Consider the following 16,507-nt stretch of genomic DNA (forward strand, 5'->3'; position numbering starts at 1 on the left):
CCATTCCATCCCCAACCGGCAGAATCATCGTTGTTAAATCATCCCTATGAGTTAATTCATATAAGTACTCACGCATTCTTGTATGAATCGTTCGATCCCTTCTCGTGATGCTATACTTTGATTTTGCAATACTACCTTCCTGAAGAACATTATCCGTTATAAATAATCCGCCAACCGGAAGTAATTTCATAATCTCAGGAAGAAAATTCATGTATTGTCCTTTTGCAGCATCCATAAAGATAAAATCGTAACAGTCTGCAAGCTCACTTAACTCTTTCTTATTTCCAGAAGGGTTAAAAAGTGATACGTCTTTCGAAGTATCCGTTCTATTTAAAACTTTCAGAGCATCAATTGCGTCGCCCATAACAAGTGAAATATCCGAAGCTCTTCTTGCTTTCGACAAATTTTTCTTCGCTTCCACAATTCTCATTGGTACCTTTTCTATGGTAGTAATATGACAATCCTCAGGCATATATTCACTTAGCAAAGAACAAGAGAATCCAACCGCAGTACCTACTTCAAGTATTTGCTTTGGTTGCTTCATATCCAAAAAAAATTTTAGTACCGCTTGTGCTTCTTTTCGAATGATAGGCACTGCATTTTCTAATGCTTCTTTTTCTAATGTACTTAAATACTGTGGCAATTCTAATTCCAGCGAATTAATATACGCGGTAATATGTTCGTCCACGATTTTCATGACTTTCCTCCATCCATGTAACGATAAAAACTTATTATTTCTATTACTCCTATGTTGAAATAGAGTCCTTTTTCCTTGTCACCAATAAAAAAGGACTATCCGTAGCCGCTTGAAAGGAGAAACATTTCAACAACGGCTACGGTAGCCCTAATATTCAAGACGATAGATATTTCAATTCCTACTATAAAATAGTATACCATGTTCTTCTATCTTGTTTCGATACTAATTACGGTATTACGTTGCTTTTTGGAGAAGTTTTTTTATCCTCTTTTTTCCCTTCTTCCTCTTCTTTCACTATCGAATTGTTATAATCTGTAATAACATCTAATATTTCATCATAATCCATAGACGTATTTAAAATAAAGGTACCAGGATAGATGTTATACTCTTTAAATTTAGTCTTTAAGTAGAACGAATACTTATTGACTATGATATTACCAGCTTCTAGTTTTCTAGCGACATCCATAGTAGACTCACCTTTTGCAATCTGAAATTCTGTATCGATTCCTGGCTCTGCCTCAACAGATACAGAACCAAATAGCTGATAAGAAAAATTATAAGTGATTTTTACAGCCTGAATTAAGACTAATATAATCGCAATATAAAATAAGATATTTAAGAATACTCGAAGTACTGCACTAGTGATTTTTAATGCAACTTTGGTACTATCGGATTTCGCCATCTTATGCCTCCAAGCCTCTCTCTAACTATACTTCCATGATGATTGGAAGAATCATCGGATTTCTCTTCATCTTCTTCCATAAGTAGTCGCTAAGAGAATCTTTTATTTCGTTTTTAATCTTGCCCCAGTCTGTCATATTTTTATTCAGACATTTATCAAGTGCATCGTTGACTACAGTTCTCGCCTCTTCCATCAGATTCTCAGACTCTCTGACGTATACAAAACCTCTCGAAACGATATCTGGTCCGGATAACACTTGATTACTGAATTTTTCAAGAGTTACAACAACAATAATAAGACCATTTTCTGATAAATGTTGTCTGTCACGAAGAACAATATTACCTACATCGCCTACACCAAGTCCATCCACTAAGATGCCTTGTGATGGGATATGATCTACAATCTTCGCTCTATCTTCAGATAAAGATAATACATCACCAGATGTTAAAAGAACTACATTATCTTTCTTTACGCCCATATCTTGAGCCAATTCTGCATGACATTTTAAATGACGGAATTCACCGTGAACTGGAACCGCAAATTTCGGTTTTGTTAAAGCATAAATAAGTTTAATCTCTTCCTGACAAGCATGACCTGATACGTGAGTATCTTGAAAGATTACCTTTGCACCCTTCATGGAAAGTTCATTGATAATCTTGGAGACATTTTTCTCATTACCCGGAATTGGAGTTGAACTAAAAATAACAGTATCTCCAGGAGTAATCGAAATCTTACGATGAATGGAAGCTGCCATACGAGATAACGCTGCCATTGCCTCACCCTGACTGCCAGTAGTAATTAATACTAACTGCTCATCAGTGTAGTTCTTCATCTGTTCAATGTCAATCAAAACATTGTCTGGAACTGAAATATATCCAAGTTCTGTGGCAGTAGATATGATATTCACCATACTTCTACCTTCAATTACAACCTTACGGTTAAATTTCACTGCAGAGTTAATAATCTGTTGGACACGGTCTACATTGGATGCAAAGGTCGCAACTATGATACGATGTTTTAAATTCTCTGCAAATATATTATCAAAGGTTTTCCCAACGGTACGTTCTGACATAGTATATCCTGGACGCATTACGTTGGTACTATCGCACATAAGTGCAAGCACACCTTTTTTACCAAGCTCACCAAATTTCTGTAAATCTATGGTCTCTCCAAATACCGGTGTATAGTCCACTTTAAAGTCACCGGTATGAACAATGATACCTGCTGGTGAATAGATTGCTAATGCAGCTGCATCTGCAATACTATGATTGGTTCGAATAAATTCGATACGGAAACATCCTAAGTTTATGGATTGTCCATACTTGATTACTTTACGTTTTGTAGATTTTAATAAGTTATGTTCTTTTAACTTATTCTCAATGATTCCCAAAGTAAGTTTTGTTGCATAGATTGGAACATTAATGTCTTTGATTACATAAGGTAGGGAACCAATATGATCCTCATGACCATGAGTGATAACAAATCCTTTTACCTTTTGAATATTATCTTTTAGGTAAGTAATATCAGGGATTACTAAGTCAATTCCGAGCATCTCATCTTCTGGGAATGCTAATCCACAGTCAACAACTATAATACTATCCTGATATTCAAATGCAGTAATATTCATACCAATTTGCCCTAAACCACCAAGTGGTATAATCTTTACCGCTGGTTTCGCATCTGGTTCTGGTGTTTCAACCGGAACGGTTAATTCAACCTTATTATTATTCGCAGCACGCTCTACCTTAAAAGGTCTTGGCTTTCTTCTCATACGATTGTTTCGATCCGAATTTGCGTTTCTGCGATTGGCACCTCCTGGTTCCATCTGGTTATTTTTGCTTTCAATGTTGTTTTCTTTACTATTTTCTTTTCCTTTCAAAATTGCACCTCCAAAATTTTATATGTAATTTCGTCGGGCAAACGTTTGGAAGTGGACGTTTTTATTCCTCTTGATTGTTTGCATCTCTCTCTGTAAAACATTTACAAGCACTGCAAATACCAAATAACTTTACCTCGTGATTTAAAACTTGAAAATCCATGGTAGCTTCTATTTTTTGCTCCAAATTCTCTAATAAATCATCTTGAAATGTAAATACTTGCCCACAATTCACACAAATTAGATGATGATGGTGGTGAACAGAATTCTCCTTACTGCCTTTACCGATTTCATACCTCACATATCCATCATTCAAATTAAGTTTATCAATTAGCTTTAATTCTGATAATACCTGTATGGTACGATAAACTGTGGCTAACCCAATATCAGGATACATATTTCTGACACAATCATAGATATCCTCAGCTGTAAGGTGTTCATCCGGTCGATTACTTAACACCTCTAGGATTGCGATACGTTGTGTTGTTACCTTTAACCCATTTTCTTTGAGTAAGGATTTAAAGTTTTCCTGCATATCTGTCATTCCATCACCTACTTCTCTTGCTCATTCCATGTTACGTTTGCTTACGTGAATTTCATTCTATCGTTACGATTTTATATATTATTAAAGTTTCACTTTCCGTTTATCTATATGTTTTTTTTACTTATATTATCGCATTTTTTCAACTATTTGAACCTTCCAATATTGTCCAAGCACCTGTATACTTATAAAACACGATTTTATAATATTTGTCAATTTGTTTATATCGTGAAAAATATCATAATAATGACATTATATTCCAGTTTGTAGTAAATTTTTATGATGATACCATTTGCTTTTATTATTTCAACCATCCAAACTATCATTGGAAGTTCCTATAAAGCATTTCGAGAAATTGCTAATTTAAACGTCTGTTTTTAATTTATAAAAATTACTTTGAAATTACCTACAAGTTAAAAGCATAACAAATAAAGGTAGCTACTACCTAATTTCAAACTTTCTCTTCTAATATAAAGTATGTCAAAGCGGATATTCGCAATCCGCTTACGTTACTTAATCATAACATCATTGCCATTACGTGGTATTAAATTATTCTGTTATTATATCTGTATCCTCTAATAATTCCTCAAATACAGCTGCGATTGCTTCTAATTCGTTATCGTCTTCCACCATATCATAAACTGCATCGGAACTTTCTTCTGATGATACATCTTTAAGAATGTAGGCATCTGCTTCTTCTGCATCCATATCCTCTGTTACTAATAAGTACTCTGTACCATTTAGTTTTGTTTGTTCAAGCACATAAAAGATTACTTCCTCATCGTCCTCGGTAAAGAAGCTTACTTTTCTATTATCTTCCATTAAAATTCCCTCTCTTACAATATATTCACTAGAATTATTACTTTGCTTACAATCCATGAAAACCTTTTCTGTCAATGATTTATAAGCAAAAGAAATTTTATAGTGAATCTGTTAAATTTAATTTCTTTTTATTCGATAAGTAGTCTAAATAACCTTGTAATATAAATACTGCTGCAAGTTTATCTACTACCTCCATCTTCTTTTTAAGACTGACTTCACCAGCATTTAGTACCTGATGAGCTGCAACCGTCGTTAAGCGCTCGTCCCATAACACTACATTAAGTCCTGTCCTACGTCGAAGATGCTCTGCAAATTCTTCTGATTTTTCAGCACGTTCACCTATGGTATTGTTCATATTCTTCGGATACCCGAGTACAATTTCTTCTACTTCATATTCTTTTATTAATTCTTCAATTCGTGCTAGAGTCTGACGTAGTTTAGTCTCTGACTTTCTACGTATCACTTCAATACCCTGTGCTGTAAGTTTTAAACTATCACTGATAGCCACACCTACCGTCACAGAGCCATAATCCAAACCCATTATTCTCATTAGCTTTAACCTCTGAAATCTTACATTAATAGAAAAGCAGCGCGATTGCCACTTTCCTATTAATTATGACAAGTGAGACCGTTTGCAGGTTCATCTTGAATTAATTCCATATCCTTATCTTCTTTTTAAATGATTATCAATGTAATAATGCATTAATTCCTCTAAAATTTCATCACGTTCGACTTTCATAATCAAACTTCTGGCATTTCTGTGGTTTGTAATATAGGTCGGATCTCCGGACATGATATATCCCACAATCTGATTTACCGGATTATATCCCTTCTCAGTTAAAGCGAGATACACGATGTCAATAACATCCTTCACCACGATTTCTGGTTGTTTCTGAACTCTAAAATATTGTGTATTGTTTATCTCCTGCATCTCATCACGCCCTTCCCAGTCAACGGTAATCATTTAACAAACCTCGATATCCGAATAATACAATTCCATATTGGACCGTTCATCTTTTTGCAACTTACTAATATCATAATACAAATGTTCGGAAATTTCAATCTATTATTTCTGAAAGCAAAACATCTTCGTTCAAATACCCCGTAATTCGGACGTTTACTAACTCATTACTTTTTAAGTCTGATGCAGGAATAGCAACTTTCACATAACGAGTAGTATGACCAATCATATACAATGTATCCTCTATCATCGTTTCTTCTTCTGTCAAAACTATTTCCTTGGTTTCGATAAAAGAATCTAAATATTTTGTTCTCATCTTTTTCTCTGAATCAAATAAAATTTCACTACGCTTAGATTTTATTTGTTCTGGCACTTGGTTTGGCATTGCTTCTGCTTTCGTACCTTTTCTCTTGGAATACTTAAAAATATGCATCTGAGAAAATTGAACTTTTTCAAGGAATGCTTTTGTTTCTTCAAACTCTTCCTCTGTTTCCCCAGGGAATCCAACGATTACATCTGTAGTAATTGCCGCATTTTCATAATACTTTCGAATAATCTCACAACGTTTGTAATAATCATCAGGAGTATATTTACGATTCATTCTTGCTAATGTTTCTTTACAACCACTTTGGAGGGATAAATGAAAGTGAGGGCATAATTTTGATTTACTAGCAAGAGTTTTAACAAATTCTTCGGTGATTATTCTTGGTTCTAAAGAACTTAAACGAATTCTATTAAGACCTTCTATTTCACTTAAGCTTAAAACAAGTGTCATTAAAGGTGAAATGCCATTCTCAGGAAGTAAAGCTGCTTGCTCTTTTACTGAAAGTGTCTCTAGTCCATAAGAAGATAAATGGATTCCAGTTAAGACTATTTCTTGATATCCATTTTCTACAAGACGTATCACTTCTTTTTTGATTTCTTCTTCACTTCTACTTCTAATTCTGCCACGAGCATAAGGAATAATACAGTAACTACAGAATTGATTACAACCATCTTGAATTTTAATATATGCTCTTGTTTTTTCTGTCACAGCTGCTATGGCTAATTCCTCGTATTCAAAATCCTTATCAATATCTATGACAGCATAATTGCTTTGATTATCATAATATTCATCTACCAAGAAAACAATTTCGTTCTTTTTATTATTTCCAATCACTAAGTCAACGGTATCATCCTCAAGCAAAGCTTCTTTTGCTGCCTGTACATAGCAACCAACCGCAATTACTATGGAGTCTGGATTATTCTTTTTCGCTTTATGAAGCATTTGACGGGATTTTCTATCCGCAATATTCGTAACTGTGCAGGTATTTACAACGTAAATATCCGATTGTTCTTCAAACTCTACTATCGTAGCACCAGCATCTAAAAAGAGTTGCTGCATAGCTTCTGTTTCATAGGAATTTACCTTACAGCCAAGCGTTAAGAAAGCTACCTTTTTACCAGTCACATTATTCATATTAGTTTTGTTGGTATTACTCGTTTGATCAATTTCTTGCATTTGTAGCTACAATCCTTTCTATATTCAGGCTTATCAAAAAATAAACCGAAAATTATCATAAAATATTATGTCCTTTTTTCTACACTTTGTATATTGACATTTAATTAGGTTAAATGTAGTATATTAGTGAGATAGGTTTCCTGTGTATTCCAGATATTTTGGAAATAAGGTACCATAAATTCATAGTATCCTGCGGGGTTTACAGTTTCCGCTATGGACTTGAATAATACATCAACATCATTAAGGAGGAATTTCTCATGAAAACAGTAAAGATTTCATTAAATTCAATTGATAAGGTTAAGTCCTTTGTAAACGATGTTACTAAATTCGATTCCGATTTTGATTTAGTATCCGGAAGATATGTTATCGATGCAAAATCTATTATGGGTATATTCAGTTTAGATTTATCTAAGCCAATCGAACTTAATATCCATGGCGATGGTAACATGGATGATATTTTAGCAATTTTACAGCAATACATCGTTGAGTAGTAAAACATAATCAAACAGTTGTTATCAGAAGATAACAACTGTTTTTTTATTACTTTACAGTAATAATTTCTCTTGTATCAATCGCTGTCTTTACCATTTCATCTATTTTTTCTGATAGATTAAGCTCATTCTTTTCTATTACGGATAATATTGGTCTTGTTACTGGATGTTTTGCCACGAAAATTGTACAGCAATCTTCATAAGGCAATACTGATGTTTCAAAAGTTCCAATTCGTTCTGAGATATCAATGATCTCCTGCTTATCCATACCGATTAGCGGACGATATACTGGCATTGTACAAACTGCATTTGTTGCAGCTAGGGAATGCATAGTCTGGCTTGCTACCTGGCCAATACTTTCTCCTGTAATTAAACCAATGCATTTATCGCGATTTGCAATTTTTTCAGCTATTTTCATCATATAGCGGCGCATTATAATCGTTAATTCTTCATGAGGGCACTTCTCATATATATATAACTGAATATCTGTAAAGTTCACGACATGAAGCTTAATTGGTCCTGTGTATGCAGATATTATCTTAGCTAAATCAACTACCTTTTGCTTCGCACGCTCACTGGTATAAGGAGGTGCATGAAAATAAGTTGCTTCTATTGTTACACCACGCTTTGAAATCATATATCCAGCAACCGGGCTATCAATACCACCAGATAATAATAACATTGCTCTTCCACCTGTACCTACTGGCATACCACCTGGGCCCTTTAAGGTGTTAGAATATACATAAGCTTTGTTACGAACTTCCACGGTAATATATTCTTGTGGTGTGTGAACATCAACAGATAGTTCTGGAAAGCGGTTTAACAAATACGCACCCATCTTAGAACAAATCTCAGGTGATTGAATTGGATACTGCTTGTTACCACGTTTCGCCTCTACTTTAAACGTAAAAGGTTTACGGCCATAGAATTTCTCTACATAATCACCAACTTCTTGTTTAATGTTTTCCCAATCGGTTGACTCAATTACGACAACTGGACTTATTCCTGTAATACCAAATACTCTTTGTAATGCCGCAACGGTTTCATCGTAATCGAAATCATCTGGACATTCAACAAAAACACGTCCTTGTTCCCTGGATACTGCATACTCTCCTAGTTTATTTAAGTTAAAACGAATCTGGTCTTTAAGGGCGTTCTCGAATACATGACGATTTTTACCTTTTAGACCAATCTCTGCGTACTTTATTAAAAATGCTTTATACATAAAATTCTCCATTCTTCCACCATCCCGCAATTTTGGGTGGCGGCGCAATATTTGTATAGTGAATTATAAAACTATTCTCTATGTGAAAATTAGTTTTTACATTCACTGTATGAAAATTGGATTTTCTTTTTTCTGTGCGACATTGGCTTATATTTTCACTCTTGAAAACTTGACTGCACAAAAATCTGGAAGTTTGTTTCGAGTATTACACAGGTACAAACTTCCGTGTACTGTTGTCCTCTATTATTTTCTGGTATATCGACGTAACATAGGTACTATTTCATTTAGTACCTCCAAGGTATAATCAATCTCATCCATCTTAGTGTTAACAGAAAAGCTAAATCTGAGTGTAGAGTCTAATAAGCTTTTTTCTACACCAATTGCCATTAAAGAACCAGATAAGCTTGGATGATTCGAAGCACATGCGGAACCAGAAGAAACATAGATTTCTCTATCTTCAAGTGCATGCAATAATACTTCACTACGGATGCCTGGAAAACTTGCACTCACGACATGCGGAGCAGTTAAATGTACTCTTTCTGATAAGGATATGTCTTCTTGTTCTTTAAATACCGCGTTAACGACCACTTCTGGTATCTGTTGCAGTCCTTCGATCATATGAGTCTTCAAGTTATAAAGATGATTGATTTTTTCATCATGGTTCTCATAAATTTCACTTATCGCTTGATAAAGACCAGCGATTGCAGGAACATTTTCAGTACCAGAACGATAACCTTTTTGCTGTCCACCACCATGAATGATTGGTTTTACCTTAACTTTATCTTTGATATATAAAAATCCAGCACCTTTTGGTCCGTGGAACTTATGCCCGCTTACAGACATTAAATCAATGCCTTCTTTCTTTGGAAAAATCTTAAGCTTTCCAAAACTTTGGATTGCATCGGTATGAAATAAAACATCTGGCTTTTTCTCTTTCACAAGCTTAGATAATCTTGCAATATCCTGAATAGCACCAACCTCGTTATTTACATACATAATGGACACTAAAGTAGTATCATCACAGATCTCATTTAATAACGCTTCCTCAATAACCTTACCGTTTTTATCTACAGGTACATAACTGATACGGAATCCAAAATCTTCAAGTGCTATTAAAGGATTGTGCACGGATGGATGTTCAAATTGTGTTGTAATAATATGTTTTCCAGAACGTTGATACGCAAGTGCAGTACCGATTAAAGCCATATTATTGGATTCTGTACCTCCAGAGGTAAAGACAATCTCCTTTGGCTCCACCTTAAGAAGCCTTGCAATTGACTCCTTCGCATCTTTGATATATCGTTCCGCTTCCATACCCTTCCGATGCATTGAGGAAGGGTTACCAAAGTTAACGTAAAGTGCATCCACCATGATATCACGCACTGATTCCGATACTTTAGTTGTAGCGGCATTATCTAAATAAGCTATCATTATAAAACCATGCCTTTCCATAAGCCTGCAAACTTTGGGCTGCAGGCACAAATATACGTGTAAAAAATTTTGTTTTTTATATTACACTAAGCTGGGGTTTTACGCCATAAAAAAGGATCCAAAAACTATTCAAATCAATCAAATCATTTTATGTCCTTTAAATGTATTAAAACTATGCTTAGTCTTTCAAATGTATTGAAACCTTAATTTTTCTTCAAATGTATTAAAATTATTCTTCTTCCAGTGTTAGCATGAAATAAGAAAGCATTGCTAAACCAGCAGTTTCCGTACGTAGTATTCGTTTTCCAAGTGTAACCGGAGTAATTCCATGTTCCTTAGCTAAATCAATCTCTTCCTCTTCAAAACCGCCTTCTGGTCCTATCATAACGCCAATTGAAGTTTTCCCTTTGGATTGATTGATTAACTCTCTCGTCTCCTTAATACCACTAGCACACTCGTAAGGTAGAATTGACATATCGCATTCGGAAGCCATTTTGATTGCATCTTGATACGAAACTATCTCATGAACTCTAGGAATAAAACCTCTACCCGATTGCTTTGCTGCACCTTCTGCTATCGCCTGCCAACGCTCAAGCTTTTTTTGTTCCTTTTTCTTATCTTCTAATTTTACGATCGTTCGTTTCATCATGACTGGAACAATTTCATAAGCACCAAGTTCTACGGCTTTTTGAACAATCAATTCCATTTTATCTTTTTTCGGTAACCCTTGAAACAAGATTAATTTCGCAGGTAACTCAGTGTCTGTTTTTTTACGCTCAGTTATAGACAATATAATATTATCTTTTTCAAACTCTGCTATTATACAACAATAATCGTTACCTTGTCCATCACAAGCGATTAATTTTTCCCCTATTTTCATACGAAGAACATTTTTTATATGATTTACATCCGCACCATCGATGCGGATTGTTGTATCGGAAATGTTAGTTGATTCAATATAAAATCGTTGCATTTACTCTCCCATCTGCAAAATCACATGCAAGAATCAATTTTCTATTATCATAGGTCTTTTTTGTAATAAACTTTTTATAATAAGTCTTTTTTTATAATAAATCTTTTTATTATAGATCTTTTTAATAGTTTTTTTATAGATCTTTTTTAGAATAGATCTTTTTTTATAATAGGTCTTTTTTCATACGACATTATAACACGTAACAAAAAAGAATGCTATACATAAAAAAAGTGGGAATGAAACGATTACGTTTCTACCCACATTTTTATTTATTACAAAAAAATTCGCGAAGCGTGCTTTTTCTTGTTTACTCTGGTTTCTTCGCTACTATAGAAGTCCAGTCTCCCATGGTAGTAATTTCTTCTATGATAAATCCATTTTTTATAATAGCTTCTTTTACTTCTTCTGCTTTCATATCAATGATACCAGAACTGATAAAATAAGCTCCTGGTTTCATAAATTCGCCTACCACAGCTGATAAAGGTATGATAATGTCGGCTAAAATGTTTGCAACCACAAAATCATAGCTATTAAGACCAATGCGCTCACGTAGCTCTCTGTCATCAATAACATTACCATCGAATAGTTCTATTCTGCCTTCTGTTCTTGTTGCGGTATTAGAGGATTGACATAATACAGCTTCTAACTGATTTACGTCACAATTTTCCTTGGATGCAGTTACTGCATTTTCATCGATATCAATTGCAACTGCTGTTTTTGCTCCCAGCTTTCTACCTATTATGGTAAGGATACCACTACCACATCCAACATCTAATAAAGTAGCACCAGGCTGCATGTATTTTTTTATATTAAGAATACATAACTTGGTTGTCTCATGGGCTCCTGTTCCAAAAGCGGTTCCAGGATCAATCTCAATAACTAAGTCCGTTTCCTTACGTTCCTCTAGTTTTTCCCAAGTTGGTTTAATTACAATGGTATCATCCACACGAAATGGTTTAAAAAATTCTTTCCAATTGTTTATCCAATCCTTATCTTCCGTTTCTGATAAAGAGAGCTTCCCACTACCAACCTCAACAAAGTCACGTAGTTCCTCTAACCCTTCCTGAATTGAAACATTGAGAGAAGGTAAATCTTCCTCGTTCTCCAAGTAAAAATTAATAGTAGCAATACCGTCATCTTCACCTAATTCAGGAAGAATATCGATAAACATCCTTTTCTTCTCTTCTTCGGTAATCGGCACCTTATCTACAACTTCAATTCCTTCAATTCCAAGAGATAGAAGCATATCGCAGACTAAATCTACCGCTTCCGTCGTTGTTTCCAACGATAATTTTTTCCATTTCATGTAAATCCTCCTGGTAGCATGCCTTCCCTAAGGTACAAAACATACTGTCTCATACCTTAATATACTGGAGGGTTACGCTCTATTTTTGTTCCTTATTTTCCGAAAAATTTCTTTTTCTTTTCTTTTGAATCCTCAGTAGTATCCTCTGGTTTTTTACCAGATACGGATTCTTCAAATTTCTTTAATAAGTCTTTTTGCTCATTATTTAATTTTGTTGGAACTTGTACAACTAACGTTACATAGTGATCCCCACGAACATCTTTGTTTCGTAAGGTCGGAACACCTTTTCCACGAAGACGTACTTTCGTATCTGTTTGAGTTCCTGGTTTTACTTCATATAAGACATCGCCATCTACGGTGCTGATTCTTACATCTCCACCAAGTGCTGCCTGTGTAAATGTCATTGGTGCTGTTGAATAGATATCGTAGTCCTGTCTCTGGAAGATTGGATGTCTACTAACATTTACTTCAACTAATAAGTCACCACGTTCGCCACCGTTCGTACCAGGTTCTCCTTTACCACGAATACGGATACTCTGGCCATTGTCAATACCAGCAGGAACAGAAACTTGAATTTTCTTTTTACGGCTGATATAACCGCTACCATAGCAATCTGGACATTTTTCTTTGATAATCTTACCAGTACCACGACAATCCGGGCAGGTTTGAACGTTACGGACCATACCAAATAAGGACTGCTGAGTAAAGGTTACCTGTCCTTTACCATTACACTTATGACATGTTTCCGCTGAACTACCAGTTTTTGCACCAGAACCATGACAAATTTCACATTCATCTTTTAGTGATAGCTCGAGTTCCTTTTCACAGCCAAACACTGCTTCTTCAAAGGTGATACGAATGGCAGTACGTAGGTTTGCTCCATTCATTGGACCATTGCTGGTACGAGTTCTTCTTCCCCCACCAAAGATGTCTCCGAAGATATCACCAAAGATATCTCCCATATCACCCATATTAAAATCAAAACCGCCAGCTCCGCCGCCACCCTGTTCAAAAGCAGCATGACCAAACTGATCATATTGTCTCTTTTTCTCCTGGTCACTTAAGACAGCATATGCCTCGGAAGCCTCCTTAAACTTTGCTTCCGCAGTCTGATCCCCTGGATTTGCATCCGGATGATACTGCTTTGCAAGTTTACGATAAGCTTTTTTGATTTCATCGTCCGATGCACTCTTTGAAATCCCAAGCACCTCGTAATAATCTCTCTTATCTGCCATAACTATCCTCCAACATTCACATTATCCAACAACAAGCGCCTCCGACTTTTCATAACATTAAGCCATTGGTCCGCTAGTATTTTTACAAAAATTTTGATAAGTGACCTCCCGTCACAATTATACATGTATTCGCAAATAGCTGTCCTACGATTACCGCCAGTAACCATAAGACAGCTTAGCATCTTCACAAGGACCTTAAGCACAATTCCTCGCCTGAATAAAATATTATAACGAAATTACAGAAAAGAATCAACCCTTTTTTATCAAGTACTTTTTACTCCCAATTGTAGTAGGAAAACACCACATTTAGGGGTTGCGAAAAGCGCTTTCAAGTGCTTTTTGCTCCAAATTAACACCACATTTAGGGTTGCGAAAAGCGCTCTCAAGTGCTTTTTGCTCCAAATTTCACACTTAGGGGTTGCGAAAAGCGCTCTACGAGCGCTTTTTGCTCAATTATACTTCTCTATAATCTCCATCAACTACATCATCGCCTGCATAAGTGTCACCCTGAGGGCCAGCTCCAGACATATCAGGGCCTGCACCTGCTGCACCTTGTGCACTTTCATAAAGTTTTGCAAATAATGCCTGAGCACTATTCATTAACTTCTCCTTTGCAGCCTTCATGTCTTCAACTTCGCCTTCTGACATAACTTCTGGATTTGCTTTTGCAACTAAATCCTTTAAGTGATTTAAGTCAGCTTCCACAGCAGCCTTTTCGTCAGCACTTACTTTATCACCAACTTCACTTAATGCTTTTTCTGTCTGGAATACGATAGAATCTGCATCATTTCTAGTATCAACTGCTTCTTTACGCTTCTTATCTTGAGCTTCGTATTCAGCTGCCTCTTTTACTGCCTTCTCGATATCGTTGTCAGACATGTTAGAACCAGCAGTTATTGTGATGTGCTGCTCTTTTCCAGTTCCAAGATCCTTTGCAGATACATTTACGATACCATTTGCATCGATATCGAATGTAACTTCGATCTGTGGAATACCTCTTCTTGCTGGTGGAATTCCATCAAGACGGAATTGTCCAAGACTCTTGTTGTCTTTCGCAAATTGTCTTTCACCCTGTACCACGTTGATATCTACTGCTGTTTGATTATCTGCAGCTGTTGAGAAGATTTGGCTCTTCTTTGAAGGAATTGTTGTATTTCTTTCAATTAATCTTGTTGCAATACCACCCATTGTCTCGATAGAAAGTGAAAGTGGAGTTACGTCAAGAAGTAAGATATCGCCTGCACCAGTATCACCAGCTAATTTTCCACCCTGAACACTTGCACCGATAGCAACACATTCATCTGGGTTTAAGCTCTTACTTGGCTCGTGTCCTGTTAATTGTTTCACCTTATCCTGAACAGCAGGAATACGTGTAGAACCACCTACTAATAGTACCTTGCTAAGTTCAGATGGAGCTAATCCAGCATCTTTTAATGCGTTCTGAACAGGGATTGCTGTTCTTTCTACTAAATCATGAGTTAATTCATCAAATTTAGCACGAGTTAAGTTAAGGTCAAAATGCTTTGGTCCTTCACTTGTTGCTGTGATGAATGGAAGGTTGATGTTTGTTGTTGTAGCTGAAGATAACTCTTTCTTAGCTTTTTCAGCAGCTTCTCTTAATCTTTGAAGTGCCATCTTATCAGTAGATAGGTCAACACCTTCTGCCTTCTTAAACTCATCTATAAAGTAACGTGTTACTCTTTCATCGAAGTCATCACCACCAAGTCTGTTATCACCGGAAGTTGCAAGAACTTCGATAACGCCATCACCGATTTCAATGATAGAAACGTCAAAAGTACCACCACCTAAGTCGTATACCATGATTTTCTGCTCATGCTCGTTATCAAGACCGTAAGCAAGTGCTGCTGCTGTTGGCTCGTTAATAATTCTCTTAACATCAAGACCAGCAATCTTACCCGCATCTTTAGTAGCCTGTCTTTGAGCATCGTTAAAGTAAGCAGGTACTGTAATAACAGCTTCTGTTACCTTTTCACCAAGATAACCTTCTGCATCCGCTTTTAATTTCTGAAGAACCATTGCAGAAATTTCCTGTGGAGTGAATTTCTTGTCATCAATAGATACTCTGAAATCAGTACCCATATGTCTCTTAATAGAAGAGATTGTCTTATCAGAATTGGTAACAGCTTGACGTTTTGCAGGCTCACCAACAATTCTTTCTCCAGTTTTTGTAAAAGCTACTACGGATGGAGTAGTTCTAGAACCTTCTGTATTAGCAATAACAACTGGCTTTCCGCCTTCCATTACAGCAACGCAAGAGTTCGTTGTACCTAAATCAATACCAATGATTTTACCCATAATATATTCCTCCTAATTTTTTATAGAAATCTATTTATTGAGGACAAGGAATGCAATAACATTCTCCTGTTCTATAAAATAACCAATTTATTTATTCCAATGTATATCATCTTTCATCAAATATTATTTGATTCAATGTTATTTGATTAGTTTTTTGTAAGGTAATAAATTACTTACTCAAAAACTACAGGACTATCTTAATTTACTACTTTTACCATGCTGTGTCTAACCACAGATTCACGGTACATATATCCTTTTTGGAATTCTTCTGATACAATGTTTTCACCGTATTCCTCATCTTCTGAATGCATAACTGCATTATGGAAATCAGGATCAAATTCCTTTCCTACTGCTTCGATTTGCTTTACACCAGCAGCTTCTAATGTAGTAACAAGTTGTTTGTAGATTTTCTCAATTCCTTGAACAAAAGCACTTTCTTTCTCTTCTATT

The 16,507-nt window shown here is 35.7% G+C and carries 16 protein-coding genes; 1 reads left to right on the plus strand and 15 read right to left on the minus strand.

Going from position 1 to position 16,507, the window contains the following annotated elements; translation table 11 throughout:
• From RTP52_RS06045 to mtaB, 8 genes are all read right to left on the minus strand, one after another.
• Positions 1-697: O-methyltransferase (locus RTP52_RS06045; RefSeq protein ID WP_312369881.1), on the minus strand; the 697-nt coding region annotated here is incomplete at its 3' end.
• A 226-nt stretch (positions 698-923) separates the two neighbouring features.
• Positions 924-1,379 (minus strand): hypothetical protein, encoded by a 456-nt coding sequence (locus RTP52_RS06050; protein ID WP_312369882.1) that lies wholly within the window; start codon positions 1,377-1,379, stop codon positions 924-926.
• A 25-nt stretch (positions 1,380-1,404) separates the two neighbouring features.
• On the minus strand, positions 1,405-3,204 hold the full coding sequence (locus RTP52_RS06055; RefSeq protein ID WP_442913524.1) for a ribonuclease J: 1,800 nt from the start codon (positions 3,202-3,204) through the stop codon (positions 1,405-1,407).
• 115 nt (positions 3,205-3,319) lie between these two features.
• A complete protein-coding gene (locus RTP52_RS06060; protein ID WP_312369884.1) occupies positions 3,320-3,799 on the minus strand; it encodes a Fur family transcriptional regulator in 480 nt (159 codons plus the stop codon).
• Between the two features lie 546 nt (positions 3,800-4,345).
• Positions 4,346-4,675, minus strand: a complete 330-nt coding sequence (locus tag RTP52_RS06065; RefSeq protein WP_312101532.1) for a DUF1292 domain-containing protein — start codon at positions 4,673-4,675, stop codon at positions 4,346-4,348.
• A gap of 40 nt (positions 4,676-4,715) precedes the next feature.
• On the minus strand, positions 4,716-5,168 hold the full coding sequence (gene ruvX, locus RTP52_RS06070) for a Holliday junction resolvase RuvX (RefSeq protein ID WP_312101529.1): 453 nt from the start codon (positions 5,166-5,168) through the stop codon (positions 4,716-4,718).
• A gap of 114 nt (positions 5,169-5,282) precedes the next feature.
• A complete protein-coding gene (locus RTP52_RS06075) occupies positions 5,283-5,549 on the minus strand; it encodes an IreB family regulatory phosphoprotein (protein WP_012200313.1) in 267 nt (88 codons plus the stop codon).
• A gap of 127 nt (positions 5,550-5,676) precedes the next feature.
• Positions 5,677-7,080 carry a tRNA (N(6)-L-threonylcarbamoyladenosine(37)-C(2))-methylthiotransferase MtaB gene (mtaB, locus tag RTP52_RS06080; RefSeq protein WP_312369887.1) on the minus strand — a complete coding sequence of 468 codons (1,404 nt, stop codon included), beginning with the start codon at positions 7,078-7,080 and terminating at the stop codon, positions 5,677-5,679.
• Between the two features lie 257 nt (positions 7,081-7,337).
• Here mtaB and RTP52_RS06085 point away from each other — a divergent pair, with 257 nt between their 5' ends.
• Positions 7,338-7,571 (plus strand): HPr family phosphocarrier protein, encoded by a 234-nt coding sequence (locus tag RTP52_RS06085; protein ID WP_312101525.1) that lies wholly within the window; start codon positions 7,338-7,340, stop codon positions 7,569-7,571.
• A gap of 49 nt (positions 7,572-7,620) precedes the next feature.
• Here the strand turns inward: RTP52_RS06085 and thiI are convergent, their stop codons facing one another.
• From thiI to RTP52_RS06120, 7 genes are all read right to left on the minus strand, one after another.
• The gene (gene thiI, locus RTP52_RS06090) at positions 7,621-8,796 is read right to left on the minus strand and encodes a tRNA uracil 4-sulfurtransferase ThiI (RefSeq protein WP_312369889.1); all 1,176 of its coding nucleotides are present in this window, start codon (positions 8,794-8,796) and stop codon (positions 7,621-7,623) included.
• A gap of 243 nt (positions 8,797-9,039) precedes the next feature.
• Positions 9,040-10,227: a cysteine desulfurase family protein gene (locus RTP52_RS06095; protein ID WP_312369892.1), complete on the minus strand. Its 1,188-nt coding sequence runs from the start codon at positions 10,225-10,227 to the stop codon at positions 9,040-9,042.
• Between the two features lie 229 nt (positions 10,228-10,456).
• A complete protein-coding gene (locus tag RTP52_RS06100) occupies positions 10,457-11,200 on the minus strand; it encodes a 16S rRNA (uracil(1498)-N(3))-methyltransferase (protein ID WP_312369894.1) in 744 nt (247 codons plus the stop codon).
• A 307-nt stretch (positions 11,201-11,507) separates the two neighbouring features.
• Entirely contained in the window at positions 11,508-12,506 is a 999-nt protein-coding gene (gene prmA, locus RTP52_RS06105) for a 50S ribosomal protein L11 methyltransferase (protein ID WP_312369896.1), read from the minus strand.
• Between the two features lie 92 nt (positions 12,507-12,598).
• Complete coding sequence (gene dnaJ / locus RTP52_RS06110) at positions 12,599-13,741, minus strand: molecular chaperone DnaJ (RefSeq protein ID WP_312369898.1); 1,143 nt, start codon at positions 13,739-13,741, stop codon at positions 12,599-12,601.
• Between the two features lie 453 nt (positions 13,742-14,194).
• Positions 14,195-16,057: a molecular chaperone DnaK gene (gene dnaK, locus RTP52_RS06115; RefSeq protein WP_312101515.1), complete on the minus strand. Its 1,863-nt coding sequence runs from the start codon at positions 16,055-16,057 to the stop codon at positions 14,195-14,197.
• A gap of 197 nt (positions 16,058-16,254) precedes the next feature.
• Positions 16,255-16,507 (minus strand): nucleotide exchange factor GrpE (locus tag RTP52_RS06120; protein ID WP_312369900.1); only part of this gene is annotated, 253 nt, incomplete at its 5' end.

This window comes from Lachnoclostridium sp. (assembly GCF_031997925.1).
Lineage (GTDB): Bacteria > Bacillota > Clostridia > Lachnospirales > Lachnospiraceae > Lachnoclostridium.

What these genes read in the sequence shown, in the direction of transcription:
- mtaB (WP_312369887.1), bottom strand. Translation starts at nt 7,080, where the DNA reads ATGCAAGAAATTGATCAAACGAGTAATACCAACAAAACTAATATGAAT.
- RTP52_RS06085 (WP_312101525.1), top strand. Translation starts at nt 7,338, where the DNA reads ATGAAAACAGTAAAGATTTCATTAAATTCAATTGATAAGGTTAAGTCC.
- RTP52_RS06065 (WP_312101532.1), bottom strand. Translation starts at nt 4,675, where the DNA reads ATGGATTGTAAGCAAAGTAATAATTCTAGTGAATATATTGTAAGAGAG.
- RTP52_RS06095 (WP_312369892.1), bottom strand. Translation starts at nt 10,227, where the DNA reads ATGATAGCTTATTTAGATAATGCCGCTACAACTAAAGTATCGGAATCA.
- prmA (WP_312369896.1), bottom strand. Translation starts at nt 12,506, where the DNA reads ATGAAATGGAAAAAATTATCGTTGGAAACAACGACGGAAGCGGTAGAT.
- ruvX (WP_312101529.1), bottom strand. Translation starts at nt 5,168, where the DNA reads ATGAGAATAATGGGTTTGGATTATGGCTCTGTGACGGTAGGTGTGGCT.
- RTP52_RS06100 (WP_312369894.1), bottom strand. Translation starts at nt 11,200, where the DNA reads ATGCAACGATTTTATATTGAATCAACTAACATTTCCGATACAACAATC.
- RTP52_RS06075 (WP_012200313.1), bottom strand. Translation starts at nt 5,549, where the DNA reads ATGCAGGAGATAAACAATACACAATATTTTAGAGTTCAGAAACAACCA.
- thiI (WP_312369889.1), bottom strand. Translation starts at nt 8,796, where the DNA reads ATGTATAAAGCATTTTTAATAAAGTACGCAGAGATTGGTCTAAAAGGT.
- RTP52_RS06055 (WP_442913524.1), bottom strand. Translation starts at nt 3,204, where the DNA reads ATGGAACCAGGAGGTGCCAATCGCAGAAACGCAAATTCGGATCGAAAC.
- dnaK (WP_312101515.1), bottom strand. Translation starts at nt 16,057, where the DNA reads ATGGGTAAAATCATTGGTATTGATTTAGGTACAACGAACTCTTGCGTT.
- dnaJ (WP_312369898.1), bottom strand. Translation starts at nt 13,741, where the DNA reads ATGGCAGATAAGAGAGATTATTACGAGGTGCTTGGGATTTCAAAGAGT.
- RTP52_RS06060 (WP_312369884.1), bottom strand. Translation starts at nt 3,799, where the DNA reads ATGACAGATATGCAGGAAAACTTTAAATCCTTACTCAAAGAAAATGGG.
- RTP52_RS06050 (WP_312369882.1), bottom strand. Translation starts at nt 1,379, where the DNA reads ATGGCGAAATCCGATAGTACCAAAGTTGCATTAAAAATCACTAGTGCA.